Below are 12,327 nucleotides of genomic sequence, written 5' to 3'. Positions count from 1 at the left end.
ACCGGACGGGTCCCGCCTCAGAGTTCGGAGTGCTCCCCGTGCTGTTCGACGTCACCCGCAGCGTCCTCGTCGACGTCTTCGGCGAGGACCGGCTGACGACCCTGCCCGCCACCGCCTTCCCGCCCACGGCCGCGGGGACCGAGGGCGCCCGCCTCCTTCAGACCGTCGGTGTCCCCACCGAAGCGGTCACGCTGTACGAGCCGCACGAGGTGTCCGGCCGGCTGTCCCTCGTCCGGGACGCCCTCCACCTGGAGGACTTCGAGGACGCTCCGCAGGGCGCGGGCGAATGGCCCCTCATCGGCTGGCTGCTCAACGCCCACCTCGCCTTCGATCCCGGCTCCGGCAAGGTGTTCGCCTTCGACTCCGACGAGGAGTCGGCGCTCGCCCTCCACACGGACGTCTCCTCCTTCGTCCAGGTCGCCGTCCGGCTTCAGCGCCTGCTGGAGGAGTTCACCTTCAGCGGCGACCAGGAGGCCGGCTTCGAACTCCTGGAGCACGAGGTGGAGCGCATCCGCCAGGAGACGAGCGAGGTCGACCCGCTTCCCTTCCAGGACGACGAGACCCCCTGGTCCGTCATCGGCGAGGAAATCGCCATGGGCCGGCACTTCCTGGACGGCAGCCCCGGCGGACGCGCGCTGTACGGGTGACGCCCGGCCCGGGTCCAGGCCGCCACGGCTCAGGTCACAGGTCCGGACCCGACGACCCCACGATCGCCCGCAGTGCCGCGAGGTGTCCCTGATAGGCCTCCCGCCCCCGCCGGGTCAGCCGGAGCCACACGCGCTGCCGGGTGTCGCGGACGGCCTTGCGCTGCTCGACGTAGCCGGCCTCCATCAGCACGCCGGCGTGCTTGCTCAACGCGGAGGCGGACAAACCCAGTTGCCGCTGCACCAGGCCGAACTCCGCCTCGCCCGTGGCGTCCAGGAGGGCGCAGACGCGCAACCGGTTGGGCGCGTGGACGGTCACGTCGAAGCCTTCCATCAGATCGCGCCCACCGGCCCTGCGGGGGCCGTCCGGTGCAGCCGCACGAAGGCCAGGTGGCAGGCGACGGACACCGCAACGCCGATCAGCGAGGCAGCGATCAGCCATCCCGGCCGCCCGGTGGCGCGGAAGGCGATCGGCGCCCCCACCATCAGCGCGGGCAGGCCGATCACGATCGCGACGACCGCCCGCTTCGGCAGCACGTCCAGCCGGAGCGCCACCCCCGTCCGCTCACGCCAGGTCTTGACGGCGGCGGCCTGGAGCGCTCCCTGTACCGCGACGACCGTCACCGCGACGCCCAGCCAGGCCGGGCGCGGAAGGATCCACTCCGTATCGGCCACGGCGCCCCCGACGCAGATCGGGAGAACACCGATGTAGAGCGTCAGCGCGGCGAAGAACCAGGTCGGCCACGGTGTGGCCGACAACGCCGCGCCGGACGCCCGGATCTGCTCCACCGCCGCCAGTGCGGCACGGGCCTGCTCCGGCGTGGACCGCCCCCCGTTGGTTTCCATACCGGCAACTGTAGCGGCGACTTTCCTGTTCGGAAAGTGTCGGACCCCCGGAGGGATCACCTCGACGAGCACCGGGGTCCGGAGCCCGGGACGGGCGTGGCCGGATACCGCCCGTGGGCCCGATAAACAGTATTCGATCTCTTGTCACCACTTCGGGGTAAGCAGGCGGATTGTCCTGGGATGCGCGGTCGGCAGGTCGTTACGGTCCTGCGGGTGGTGGGCGGATCCCGGCTGCCCCGTCGGACAAGGAAAGGCTTCCCGATGACCGTCGTCGACAGCACCCCGGACGCCCCCGCCGCACCCACGGCGCCGCAGCAGTCCCTGGGCACCGCGGCCGCGCGCAACCTCACCACCACCACGAAGTCCGCTCCGCAGATGCAGGAGATCACCTCCCGCTGGCTGCTGCGGATGCTCCCCTGGGTCGAGACACAGGGCGGGACCTACCGGGTCAACCGCCGGTTGCGTCACACCCTGGGTGACGGGCGCATCGAGTTCGTCCAGGAGGGATCCACCGTCCGGGTGATCCCCCTGGAGCTCGCCGAACTGGCCCTGCTGAAGGGCTTCGACGACCTCGACGCCCTCACCGCGCTCGCCGGGCGCTGCGTCCAGCACGACTTCACGGCCGGCGAGACCCTCGTCGAGCGCGGCGCCCCGGCCGACCGGCTGTACATGATCGCCCATGGTCGCGTCAGCCAGTGGGGCGAAGGCCCGTACGGGGAGAAGGCCGAGGTCGCCGTCCTCGCCGACGGCGGTCACTTCGCCGAGAACGCCCTGCTGGACCCTGACGCGCGGCACGGCCACACGGTCACGGCCCACACCGCGGGCACCCTCCTCACCCTCTCCCGCTCCGACTTCGCCGCGGTGCGGGATACCGTCCCCGGGTTGCGGGCCCATGTCGCGCGGTTCGTCTCCGCCGCGGGGAAGCGGCAGAACAAGCACGGCGAGGCCGAGATCGCCCTGTCGGCGGGGCACGTCGGCGAGGTCGACCTGCCGAGGACCTTCGTCGACTACGAGCTGCGGCCGCGGGAGTACGAACTCTCCGTCGCACAGACCGTTCTCGCGGTCCACACCCGCGTCTCCGACCTGTTCAACGGGCCGATGGACCAGACGAAGGAGCAGCTCCGGCTGACCATCGAGTCGCTGCGCGAGCGCCAGGAGCACGAGCTCGTCAACAACCGCGAGTTCGGACTGCTGCACAACGCGGACTTCGCCCAGCGCCTCCAGACGCACTCCGGCCCGCCGACGCCGGACGACATGGACGAACTGCTCTGCCGCCGCCGTGGCACCAAGCTGTTCCTCGCCCATCCGAGGACGATCGCCGCCATCGGCCGGGGCTTCAGCGCCCACGGGCTCTGTCCGGAACCCGTCGTCATCGACGGGGAGCCCCATCCGGCCTGGCGGGGCGTTCCGATCCTCCCCTGCGACAAGATCCCGATCAGTGACGAGCAGACCAGCTCGATCATCGCGATGCGCACGGGTGAGGAGAACCAGGGCGTCGTCGGGCTGCGGCAGACCGGGCTGCCGGACGAGCTCGAGCCGGGGCTCAACGTGCGCTTCATGGGGATCGACGGGCAGGCGGTCGTCTCCTACCTCGTCAGCACGTACTACTCGGCAGCCGTCCTCGTGCCCGACGCCCTCGGTGTGATGGAGAACGTGCACATCGGCCGCGGACGGGCCTGAGGTCGCGGGGCGGAGCCCGCCAGAGGTCCCCCGGCCCCCTTTCCCGCACGGCACGAGTCAGCCCTTCTCCTTTCGGAACGGAGTTGTCGATGACGGTTCCCGTCACGTCCGGATCACCCCTGCCCGGGGGACCGCCGAGTTCGCCCGCAGTCATTCCGTCGGCCGTTCCCGCGCCGGACGCCCCTCCGCCTGCCCTCGCACCGGCCACCGCACCGCCTACCCTCGCACCGCCCACTGCCTATGGCCCGTCGCCCGAGGCCGAGGCCGCCGCGTCCGCCGTCAGTCCCGTCCTGCGGAGGGTCCTGGAAGGACCGACGGGCCTCGGAACGTCCGCGCTCTCCCTGGCCCGCGCGTTGGGTCCACGGTTCTCGGAACCGGAGCGACACGTGACCGCGGCGCCCGCGCCGCCCTCCGAGGGCCGAGCGGTCCCCGGCCTCTACCACCATCCGGTCCCGGAGCCCGACGCCGAGCGGGTGCGGGAGGTGAGCCGCCGGATCAAGCTCTGGGCGGAGGACGAGGTCCAGCTCTATCCGCAGGAGTGGGCGGACCAGTTCGACGGCTTCTCGGTGGGGCGGTACATGGTCGGTTGCCACCCGGACGCCCCCTCCGTCGACCACCTGATGATCGCCACCCGGCTGATGGTCGCGGAGAACGCCGTCGACGACTGCTACTGCGAGGACCACGGCGGCTCACCCGTCGGCCTCGGCAGCCGTCTCCTGCTGGCCCACACCGCGCTCGACCCGCTGCACACGGTGCCGCGGTACGCGGCGGCGTGGGAGGAGTCGCTCGGCTCGGACGCTCCCCGTCGCGCCTACCGCAGCGCGATGGACCACTTCGTCCGCGCGGCCACGCCGTCCCAGGCCGACCGCTTCCGGCACGACATGGCCCGTCTGCACCTGGGCTACCTGGCCGAGGCCGCCTGGGCCGAGACGGGACACGTCCCGGAGGTGTGGGAGTACCTGGCGATGCGCCAGTTCAACAACTTCCGCCCCTGCCCCACCATCACCGACACGGTCGGCGGCTACGAACTCCCCGCCGACCTGCACGCCCGGCCCGAGACGCAACGGGTCATCGCGCTGGCCGGCAACGCGACCACCGTCGTGAACGACCTCTACTCCTACACCAAGGAACTCGACAGTCCCGGCCTGCACCTGAACCTGCCCGTGGTGATCGCCCGACGCGAGGGGCTCTCCGAGCGCGACGCGTACCTCAAGGCGGTCGAGGTCCACAACGAGCTCATGCACGCCTTCGAGGACGCCGCCGCCGGCCTCGCGGCGGCCTGCCCCGTGCCCACCGTGCACCGCTTCCTCAAGGGCGTGGCCGCCTGGGTCGACGGCAACCACGACTGGCACCGCACCAACACCTACCGCTACACCCTGCCCGACTTCTGGTAAGGAACGGATATCACCATGACCACCGACATCCCCACCGCCTCCGTGAAGATCCCCGCGCCCGCGACTCCCTACCAGCGGGAGATCGCCCACTACTGGAACAACGAGGCGCGGCCGGTGAACCTGCGCCTCGGCGACGTGGACGGGCTCTACCACCACCACTACGGCATCGGCGCCGTCGACCGGGAGGCACTGGGCGACCCGGACCGCCAGGGTTACGAGGACAGGCTGGTCGCCGAGCTCCACCGGCTCGAGTCCGCCCAGGCCGACTTCCTCCTGGACCACCTCGGACCCGTCGGGCCCGGCGACACGCTCGTCGACGCCGGCTGCGGGCGCGGCGGGTCCATGATCATGGCGCACCGCCGCTTCGGCTGCGCGGTCGAAGGGGTCACGCTGTCCGCCCAGCAGGCCGAGTTCGGCAACCGGCGGGCACAGGAGCTCGGCGTCCAGGACCGTGTCCGCTCCCGCGTGCACAACATGCTCGACACCCCCTTCGAGAAGGGCAGCGTCACCGCCTCCTGGAACAACGAGTCGACCATGTACGTGGACCTGGACGACCTGTTCTCCGAGCACGCGCGCTTCCTCAAGGTGGGCGGCCGGTACGTGACCATCACCGGATGCTGGAACCCCCGCCACGGTCAGCCCTCGAAGTGGGTCTCCCAGATCAACGCGCACTTCGAGTGCAACATCCACTCCCGGCGGGAGTACCTGCGGGCCATGGCCGACAACCGCCTCGTCCCCCAGACCGTGATCGACCTGACCCCCGACACCCTCCCGTACTGGGAACTGCGGGCCACGTCCTCCCTGGTCACCGGCATCGAGGAGGCGTTCATCGAGTCGTATCGCGACGGCTCCTTCCAGTACGTCCTCATCGCGGCCGACCGCGTCTGACCTGATGAGCCGTCGGGAACCGTCCGTCACCCCGGCAACGGCGACGAACAGTTCCCGACGGAGGCCGTGCCTCCCGCGTCGCCCCTCGATGTCAGCGCCGGGCCCGGGCCGCCTCGATGTCCGGGACGTGCTCCTCGGCCCAGAGCCGCACGGCGCGCAGGGGGACGAGCAAGGAGCGGCCCAGCGGCGTCAGGGCGTACTCGACGCGGGGCGGGTTCTCGTCGTACTCGTGACGGCTGATCAGACCATCGGCCTCGAGGGAGCGCAGGGTCTCGGTGAGGGCCTTCGCGGTGATGCCCCGGATGTGCCTCTTCAGTTCGGTGAAGCGGCGGGGTCCTCCGTCGAGGGCGTTGACGACGAACACGGTCCAGCGGGCGCCGATCCGGTGCAGCACCGTGCGGCTCGGGCAGGTCGCCGCCATCACGTCGTACGCGTCACCCATGGCCGCCCCCGGTTTCGTTGAAGATACCGGTATCCAATTTATACCGTCTGCGGTCCTACGAGAGGACGGGTGACACATGGAACGGATCCTGGTCATCGGCGGTGCGCGGGCGCTCGGCGCGGCCGTCGCGAGGCGTGCGGCGAAGGACGGGTACGACGTCGTCGTCGGCGCCCGCGACCTGGCCGCGGCCGACGCGGCGGCGCGCGGGATCGGCGCCACCGCGGTGCGGATCGATCTGCAGGACGAGTCGACGATCGCGGCCGCCGCGGAACGCCTGAAGGACGGGGTCGACCACATCGTGACGACCGGTTCGGCGCCGCACGACGTCCCCGTTCCGGAACTGGACCGCGACGGGCTGCTCGCCGCGTTCACGGCGAAGGTGGTCGGCCCGATGCTGGTGGCCAAGCACTTCGCGCCGCTGCTGCGGCCGACCGGGTCGATGGTGATGTTCTCCGGCGTGGTCGGCTGGCGCCCCGGGCCGGGGTCCCTCGTCAAGGGCGTCACGAACGGTGCGGTGGAGTACGCCGCGCGCCACCTGGCGGCGGAACTGGCACCGGTGCGGGTCAACGCCGTCTCGCCCGGTGTCGTGGACTCCGGCGCCTGGGACCGTTTCGGAGACCGAAAGGCCGCCTTGCTGCGCGGGAGCGCGGCCAGGACCTTCGCCGGCCGCCACGGCGAGACCGACGACGTGGTCGACGCGGTGATGTGGCTCCTGGGCGCGGGCTTCGTCTCCGGCGAGACGATCCACGTCGAGGGCGGCGCCCGTCACTCGCACGCCTGACGTCCGACCGCCGGGCGCGCCGCCCGGGCTCGCCGGCGGGACCGGGAAGGGGTCGGCGCGTCGGCGGACAATTGCTGTCGTGCAGAAGTGAGAATTTCGGGAGCCGCGCGCGGGAAATATTATTCCGGCGGCGGACAGGCGGAAATGTCACATCGTGGTGGGCCGCCCCTGGCGTGCTACTGTCGAATCAGTTGCAGGTGTGGTTGCCAGAAGGTTTTCCGACGGCTGATCAACACGGCGACACGGAAATGCGCACCCCCGCGCGTTCCTGACACCGTCCGAAGGAGAACGACATGGCTACCGGTACCGTGAAGTGGTTCAACGCCGAAAAGGGTTTCGGCTTCATCGAGCAGGACGGCGGCGGCGCCGACGTCTTCGCCCACTACTCCAACATCGCCACCCAGGGCTTCCGTGAGCTGCTGGAGGGCCAGAAGGTGTCGTTCGACATCGCGCAGGGCCAGAAGGGCCCGACGGCCGAGAACATCGTTCCCGCCTGACGCGTCGGCACCGACGTCATCGTCGAGCCGGGGTCCGCACCTGAGGGTGCGGACCCCGGTTCGTTTTGTTCACAGCAATGCGGGTGCGGTTTTTCGGCCCGTTCCCGGGATCTCCGCGCTGTTCGTTCCACGGGCGGCGTGCGCGAGCATTCCGCACGCCCCGTTTTCACGCCTCACTGGTCGGAATAGCTGAAGTCCCCGACGGTCCAGGCGCTGACGTCCTTGATCGCGACCCGGTACATGCCGCCCGTCTCCGGGATGCCGAGGCTGCCCTGGAGGATCCGGGCGAGGTGGAAGTGCAGATGCGTGGGCTCCTCGCCGCGGCCGGACCGGTCCGGCCGCCGGCCGCCGCCGGCGAAGACGTCGGAGAACGGGCCCAGGCGGTCCGAGGCCTTCAGCACCTCCGCGACCCGCTCCCTCCACACGGCCTCGGGAGCCAGCCTGCCGGTGATGACGGCTCCACCGACGACCACGGTCAACGACATCTGATTGCTTCGCTCGTTCTCCACCGCGGCCGAGAGGGCGACGAGCATCTCATCAGGGTTCGACACGGGCACGGATTCTATGCGAGCCGCCCCCTCCCGCGCCGCCCCGGGCCGCGAAACGCCTTCGCCCGCGGTGCGGGGCCATGATCTCCGTCGGGCGGGCAAGTACCACGCCGCCACTGGAGAAAATCTACTCCGGTGAGAGTAGACATTCTCTCCCGGCAGAGTTACGCTCCTTCTCGTAGACACGGTCCAGGAGACCCGGCAGAAACGAACTGGCGGGCAGCCGTACAGGAAGTGGCGGTTCGCGCGACGCGCAGCCGCCACCGCGATACCGCAAGCCGCAGTGCCGCAATACCGCAGTGCCGATCCACTGAGGGATCGGTCCGCAGAGGAACGGAGGAGCAGACGCCATCAGGATCGCCCGGCCCGAGGAGGACTCGGCCCGGGTGCCGTGAGTCCCCGGAATGGAAGGTGGTCCCCGGTCAAGCAGCTGCGATCCCACCGCGCCCCCTCCTCAGGACCGGGCGGCGGAAACAGAAGGCCGGCGCGGCAATAGCGCCGACAGATGGTGTTGAATTCCTTCGGGGCCCTGGTGCCGTACGGCACCAGGGCCCCTCGACGCGTTGCACAGCGAGGTGACATGACAGCGGACAATCCACTGGGGGATCGTCTGGAGGACGACGACTACCCCGCCTACACGATGGGCCGGGCGGCCGAGATGCTCCGCACCACCCCGGGCTTCCTGAGAGCCATCGGCGAGGCCCGCCTCATCACTCCCCTCCGCTCGGAGGGAGGACACCGCCGGTACTCCCGCTACCAGCTGCGGATCGCCGCCCGTGCCCGCGAACTCGTCGACAAGGGGACCCCGATCGAGGCCGCCTGCCGCATCGTGATCCTCGAGGACCAGCTCGAGGAGGCGCAGCGCATCAACGCCGAGTACCGCCGCGCGGCGAACGCGGCGGCCGACGGCTCAGTTTCCGGATCCGACTCCGGTTCCGGCTGAGGCTGAGGCCCTACCCGCCGGTCGCCGGACGTCCGCCCCCGTGCGGCGGCATCGCCGCCTCGGCCTCGGCCTTGGCGTCGTGGACCGCCGCGGCGGCCTGTCGCGCGGCCTCGCCGGTGGCCGCGGCGGCGTCGAGGGCGACTCCCGGGGCCGCCGGAACCGCCGGGGTCCCGTCGGCGTCGCCCGCGCCGTCGGCGTCACCGGTCCCGCCCGTGGGGGTGGACCGGGGAGCGCCCGCCCCCGTGTGATCGCCGACCGCGCGGCTGACGGTGCGGACCGCCTCGGTCAGCTCACCGGGGATGACCCAGAACGTGTTGTTCTCGCTGCGGGCGATCTGCGGGAGCGTCTCGAAGTACTTGTAGGCCAGTACCTGCGGGTCCGCGTTGTTGCGGTGGATGGACTGGAAGACGAGCTCGACCGACTTGGCCTCGCCGTCCGCCCGCAGGATCATCGCCTGCTGCGTGCCCTGGGCCTCCAGGATGTCCTTCTGCTTGGTGCCCTCCGCCGTGAGGATCTTGGCCTGGCGGTCGCCCTCGGCGTGCAGGATGGCCGCCCGCTTGTCCCGCTCGGCCCGCATCTGCTTCTCCATCGCCTCCTTGATGGTGTGCGGCGGGTCGATGGCCTTGATCTCGACGCGGTTGACGCGGATCCCCCACTTGCCCGTGGCGTCGTCGAGGACGGCGCGCAGCCGGGAGTTGATCTCCTCGCGGGAGGTCAGCGTCTTCTCCAGGTCCATGGAGCCGATGACGTTCCGCAGCGTGGTCACGGTCAGCTGGTCGATCGCCTGGAGGTAGTGCGCGACCTCGTACGCCGCTGCCCGCGGGTCGGTGATCTGGAAGTAGAGGACGGTGTCGATGTTCACCACGAGGTTGTCCTCGGTGATCACCGGCTGGGGCGTGGACGAGTAGACCTGCTCGCGGACGTCGAGCTTGGTGTTGACGCGGTCCGCGACCGGGACGACCAGGTTGAGTCCCGGCTGCAGGGTCCGGCGGTACCGGCCGAACCGTTCGATGTTGTAGCGGCGCGCCTGCGGAACGATCCGCACCGAGGCGGCCACCAGGAAGACGACGACGAGGGCCGCCACGAGGATGGGGACGACAAAGAGATCCACAACGCCTCCGCTGCTGTGCTCAGCCGTTCAGGGAAGGAGGTCGCGGGGGTGGACGACGGCCGTGGCGCCCTCGATCTCCATGACGTCGACCAGCGCTCCCACCGGGATCACCAGACTGTCGTCGAGGGCCCGGGCGGACCACTCCTCACCGGAGAGCTTGACCAGGCCGCGCGTGCCGGTGACCTCCCGGACGACCTCGGCCCTCTTGCCGATCAGCGCGTCACTGCCCTCGCGCGACACGGGCTGTCGTGCCATGTGCCGCATCGCGACCGGCCGGACGCCGACGAGACCCGCCACCGCCGCCAGCCCGAAGGCCAGCAGCTGGCCCGGCAGGCCGACGCCGATCCCGGCCACCACCGCGGCGACCAGCGCGGCGGCCGCCAGCAGCCCGAGGAACAGGGCGAGGGTGAAGAACTCCGCGGCGCCCAGCGCCACGGCGGCGATCAGCCAGACGTACCACGGCATCGCACTGCCCTCCTTCAGGGGCTGCCTCTCCACGCTACCTCCGCGGCCGCCGGCGGCGGGGCGGAGGCGCCGTGTCCCCGGCCCCGAACGCCGCCGCCGGGGATTTCCGCGAGGCGCCGGGAGGTCGATCGCGGAGGTCACGCCGGACCGTGGCCGCCTTCGCCTCCCCGGTCCTCCCACAGGCCCCCGGACCCAACTGGTGCTCGCCGAGGACGAGAATCATCCCGGGGGTCCGGGTGTTCACCCTGCCCGGCGGCGACGGCGGCCCCTCCGGCTTCGCCATCACCTCGCACGGCACCCGCCTGCTCGCCTTCGGCGACACCCTGCTCACCGCCCTCCAGGTGCGGCACCCCGAGTGGTCCGTGACGGCCGACGCGGACACCGTCCGTGCCGCACGCCACCGCCGCCGCCTGATCGCCGAACTCCTGCGCCCGGCCACCCTGGGCTTCGGCCTTCATTTCGCGGACGTGGTCTTCGGCCGGGCACGGCCGCACGATGAGGGAGCCGCCTGGCATCCGCCGTGAGATCCCGGACGGCTTGCGGCCGGGAAGGGAAGGCGACTCAGTTCCAGTGGCGGGGGTCGAGGCCGAGCGGGCCCGGCTTCACGGACCGGATCGCCTCCGTGTCGAAGCCGGCGTCACTGCCGGGGATCAGCCACAGGCCCGGCGTGCTCTTGACGTAGTAGCCGACGGCGAGGGCCACCACGTCGGCGTGCCGGTCGCCGTCGACGTCGAGCAGCGGGAAGGTGGCGGCGAAGTTGTCCCGGCCGGACGGGTAGCGCTCGCCGGGGACGCCCGGGGTGTCCAGGTCGACGACGGAGGCGCTGGCGGGGTCGGGGCCCTCGGGGGTGCCCGGGATCAGCGTGACGCGGCCGCTCTGCTTGTCCTCGCCCGGACTGTTGACGACCAGGTCGGGGTGACCGTCACCGGTCACGTCGCCGGTGCCGGCAGCGGCGCCGAAGTGGTCGCCGTGCTGGGAGTCCCCGGGGATGCCGGGGGTCTCCTGGTCGAGGGTGATTGTCTCGCGCCCGGCGCCAATGCCGTCCTTCGCGCCGTACACGACGGTCAGCTGCCCGGCGGTCGGGAAGCGGTCGTAGTCCACGTGCCGGTCGCCGGAGACGAGGAGGTCGGTGTGGCCGTCGCCGTCCACGTCGCCGGCGGTGGGGACGGTGGGGCCGTCGGTGACCTGGTTCTCCAGGCCCGTCGGGTACTCCGCCGGCACGGGGCCCTCGGGGCCGCCGCGGAAGAAGGTGTCGACGGGCGTGAACTCCGGTACGTCCTCGTCGGGCTCGGGCGTCTGCGTGGTGGTGAACAACAGGTCGTCGTGGTCGTCGCCGTCGAAGTCGCCGGCGGTCATGGCGCCTCCGACGGTGTTCCACTCCTGGCGGACCTCGCGCGCCGGGGCGCCGTCGCGGCCGAACGGACCGTACGCGATCCGGCCGGGACGGGGCCGCACCCCGGGGTCGTGGGACACGCGGCCGACCCCGCGGTCGATCAGATCGGGGTGGTCGTCGCCGTCGACGTCGGCGACCACGGCCAGGTTGAAGTCGTCCTCGGCGCGGACCGGCACCGGGTCCCCGAGGCCGTGGCGCCCGCCGTGCAGGATCACCGCCTCGCGTGCGCTCCCCGGCTCGGGAACGCCGCCCGGGTTCGGGTCCCGCATCGCGGCCAGGTCCGTGTAGCCGTCGCCGTCGAGGTCGGCGCGCAGCAGCGGCCCCTGGAGCCCCGCGAAGACACGGTGGCGGGCGGTGTCGAGGCCGCTCCGGGAGCCGGGGACCACCACCAGCCGGCTGCCCTCGGGCGTGCCGGCGAGCTTCGGGTCCTCGGCGACGACCGTGGAGGCGAAGTCGTCGTAGCCGTCCTTGTCGAAGTCGCCGAGGGACCGGGCGCCGTGCCCCTTCCGGTCCCGTGGGGTGGAAGGCCGCTCGTCGTCCTCCCCCTGGCACCCGGCGAGGGTGAGCACCGCGACGCCGGTCAGGGCGAGGGCCGTGCGGAGGATCCGGCGGCTTCGGGGCGAGCGGCGCATACGTGCCTCCTGGGAGATGGCCTGGCCGGAGTAACACCCTCCGGGCAGGGCCGCCGGTTCCGG

15 protein-coding genes are annotated in these 12,327 nt (G+C 71.5%); 8 read left to right on the top strand and 7 right to left on the bottom strand.

Annotated elements, in window-relative coordinates; all coding sequences use genetic code 11:
- Positions 1–38 precede the first annotated feature (38 nt).
- Positions 39–647, top strand: coding sequence for an SUKH-4 family immunity protein (locus ACFRAV_RS24160; protein ID WP_382558348.1), 609 nt, complete (start codon positions 39–41; stop codon positions 645–647).
- Between the two features lie 34 nt (positions 648–681).
- Here the strand turns inward: ACFRAV_RS24160 and ACFRAV_RS24155 are convergent, their stop codons facing one another.
- Both ACFRAV_RS24155 and ACFRAV_RS24150 read right to left on the bottom strand, forming a co-directional pair.
- On the bottom strand, positions 682–963 hold the full coding sequence (locus tag ACFRAV_RS24155; RefSeq protein ID WP_382558347.1) for a transcriptional regulator: 282 nt from the start codon (positions 961–963) through the stop codon (positions 682–684).
- 14 nt (positions 964–977) lie between these two features.
- Complete coding sequence (locus ACFRAV_RS24150; protein ID WP_382558346.1) at positions 978–1,490, bottom strand: hypothetical protein; 513 nt, start codon at positions 1,488–1,490, stop codon at positions 978–980.
- Between the two features lie 261 nt (positions 1,491–1,751).
- On the opposite strand from ACFRAV_RS24150, the gene ACFRAV_RS24145 reads away from it, so the two are divergent.
- The 3 genes from ACFRAV_RS24145 (at position 1,752) to ACFRAV_RS24135 (ending at position 5,452) form a co-directional block, all read left to right on the top strand.
- Positions 1,752–3,170: a family 2B encapsulin nanocompartment shell protein gene (locus ACFRAV_RS24145; RefSeq protein WP_382558345.1), complete on the top strand. Its 1,419-nt coding sequence runs from the start codon at positions 1,752–1,754 to the stop codon at positions 3,168–3,170.
- An 89-nt stretch (positions 3,171–3,259) separates the two neighbouring features.
- Positions 3,260–4,564, top strand: a complete 1,305-nt coding sequence (locus tag ACFRAV_RS24140; protein ID WP_382558344.1) for a family 2 encapsulin nanocompartment cargo protein terpene cyclase — start codon at positions 3,260–3,262, stop codon at positions 4,562–4,564.
- Between the two features lie 15 nt (positions 4,565–4,579).
- A complete protein-coding gene (locus tag ACFRAV_RS24135) occupies positions 4,580–5,452 on the top strand; it encodes a geranyl diphosphate 2-C-methyltransferase (RefSeq protein WP_382558343.1) in 873 nt (290 codons plus the stop codon).
- 91 nt (positions 5,453–5,543) lie between these two features.
- Here ACFRAV_RS24135 and ACFRAV_RS24130 read toward each other — a convergent pair whose 3' ends face one another.
- Positions 5,544–5,894, bottom strand: a complete 351-nt coding sequence (locus tag ACFRAV_RS24130; protein WP_382558342.1) for a winged helix-turn-helix transcriptional regulator — start codon at positions 5,892–5,894, stop codon at positions 5,544–5,546.
- Between the two features lie 76 nt (positions 5,895–5,970).
- On the opposite strand from ACFRAV_RS24130, the gene ACFRAV_RS24125 reads away from it, so the two are divergent.
- Both ACFRAV_RS24125 and ACFRAV_RS24120 read left to right on the top strand, forming a co-directional pair.
- Complete coding sequence (locus ACFRAV_RS24125; RefSeq protein WP_382558341.1) at positions 5,971–6,675, top strand: SDR family oxidoreductase; 705 nt, start codon at positions 5,971–5,973, stop codon at positions 6,673–6,675.
- Between the two features lie 293 nt (positions 6,676–6,968).
- Complete coding sequence (locus ACFRAV_RS24120; protein WP_028799214.1) at positions 6,969–7,172, top strand: cold-shock protein; 204 nt, start codon at positions 6,969–6,971, stop codon at positions 7,170–7,172.
- 173 nt (positions 7,173–7,345) lie between these two features.
- Here the strand turns inward: ACFRAV_RS24120 and ACFRAV_RS24115 are convergent, their stop codons facing one another.
- Positions 7,346–7,723, bottom strand: a complete 378-nt coding sequence (locus tag ACFRAV_RS24115) for a hypothetical protein (protein ID WP_382558340.1) — start codon at positions 7,721–7,723, stop codon at positions 7,346–7,348.
- Between the two features lie 577 nt (positions 7,724–8,300).
- On the opposite strand from ACFRAV_RS24115, the gene ACFRAV_RS24110 reads away from it, so the two are divergent.
- Positions 8,301–8,663 carry a MerR family transcriptional regulator gene (locus tag ACFRAV_RS24110; RefSeq protein WP_382558339.1) on the top strand — a complete coding sequence of 121 codons (363 nt, stop codon included), beginning with the start codon at positions 8,301–8,303 and terminating at the stop codon, positions 8,661–8,663.
- Between the two features lie 10 nt (positions 8,664–8,673).
- On the opposite strand, the gene ACFRAV_RS24105 is transcribed toward ACFRAV_RS24110, so the two are convergent.
- Positions 8,674–9,774, bottom strand: a complete 1,101-nt coding sequence (locus ACFRAV_RS24105; protein WP_382558338.1) for an SPFH domain-containing protein — start codon at positions 9,772–9,774, stop codon at positions 8,674–8,676.
- Between the two features lie 27 nt (positions 9,775–9,801).
- A complete protein-coding gene (locus ACFRAV_RS24100) occupies positions 9,802–10,239 on the bottom strand; it encodes an NfeD family protein (protein ID WP_382558369.1) in 438 nt (145 codons plus the stop codon).
- Between the two features lie 236 nt (positions 10,240–10,475).
- On the opposite strand from ACFRAV_RS24100, the gene ACFRAV_RS24095 reads away from it, so the two are divergent.
- A complete protein-coding gene (locus ACFRAV_RS24095) occupies positions 10,476–10,763 on the top strand; it encodes a hypothetical protein (RefSeq protein WP_382558337.1) in 288 nt (95 codons plus the stop codon).
- 37 nt (positions 10,764–10,800) lie between these two features.
- On the opposite strand, the gene ACFRAV_RS24090 is transcribed toward ACFRAV_RS24095, so the two are convergent.
- Positions 10,801–12,264: an FG-GAP repeat protein gene (locus tag ACFRAV_RS24090; RefSeq protein WP_382558336.1), complete on the bottom strand. Its 1,464-nt coding sequence runs from the start codon at positions 12,262–12,264 to the stop codon at positions 10,801–10,803.
- Positions 12,265–12,327: the final 63 nt, after the last annotated feature.

This window comes from Streptomyces sp. NPDC056600 (assembly GCF_042792855.1).
GTDB lineage: Bacteria > Actinomycetota > Actinomycetes > Streptomycetales > Streptomycetaceae > Streptomyces.
This window is presented reverse-complemented; position numbering and strand designations above follow the sequence as displayed.

What these genes read in the sequence shown, in the direction of transcription:
- ACFRAV_RS24150 (WP_382558346.1), bottom strand. Translation starts at nt 1,490, where the DNA reads ATGGAAACCAACGGGGGGCGGTCCACGCCGGAGCAGGCCCGTGCCGCA.
- ACFRAV_RS24145 (WP_382558345.1), top strand. Translation starts at nt 1,752, where the DNA reads ATGACCGTCGTCGACAGCACCCCGGACGCCCCCGCCGCACCCACGGCG.
- ACFRAV_RS24140 (WP_382558344.1), top strand. Translation starts at nt 3,260, where the DNA reads ATGACGGTTCCCGTCACGTCCGGATCACCCCTGCCCGGGGGACCGCCG.
- ACFRAV_RS24135 (WP_382558343.1), top strand. Translation starts at nt 4,580, where the DNA reads ATGACCACCGACATCCCCACCGCCTCCGTGAAGATCCCCGCGCCCGCG.
- ACFRAV_RS24130 (WP_382558342.1), bottom strand. Translation starts at nt 5,894, where the DNA reads ATGGGTGACGCGTACGACGTGATGGCGGCGACCTGCCCGAGCCGCACG.
- ACFRAV_RS24125 (WP_382558341.1), top strand. Translation starts at nt 5,971, where the DNA reads ATGGAACGGATCCTGGTCATCGGCGGTGCGCGGGCGCTCGGCGCGGCC.
- ACFRAV_RS24120 (WP_028799214.1), top strand. Translation starts at nt 6,969, where the DNA reads ATGGCTACCGGTACCGTGAAGTGGTTCAACGCCGAAAAGGGTTTCGGC.
- ACFRAV_RS24110 (WP_382558339.1), top strand. Translation starts at nt 8,301, where the DNA reads ATGACAGCGGACAATCCACTGGGGGATCGTCTGGAGGACGACGACTAC.
- ACFRAV_RS24100 (WP_382558369.1), bottom strand. Translation starts at nt 10,239, where the DNA reads ATGCCGTGGTACGTCTGGCTGATCGCCGCCGTGGCGCTGGGCGCCGCG.
- ACFRAV_RS24090 (WP_382558336.1), bottom strand. Translation starts at nt 12,264, where the DNA reads ATGCGCCGCTCGCCCCGAAGCCGCCGGATCCTCCGCACGGCCCTCGCC.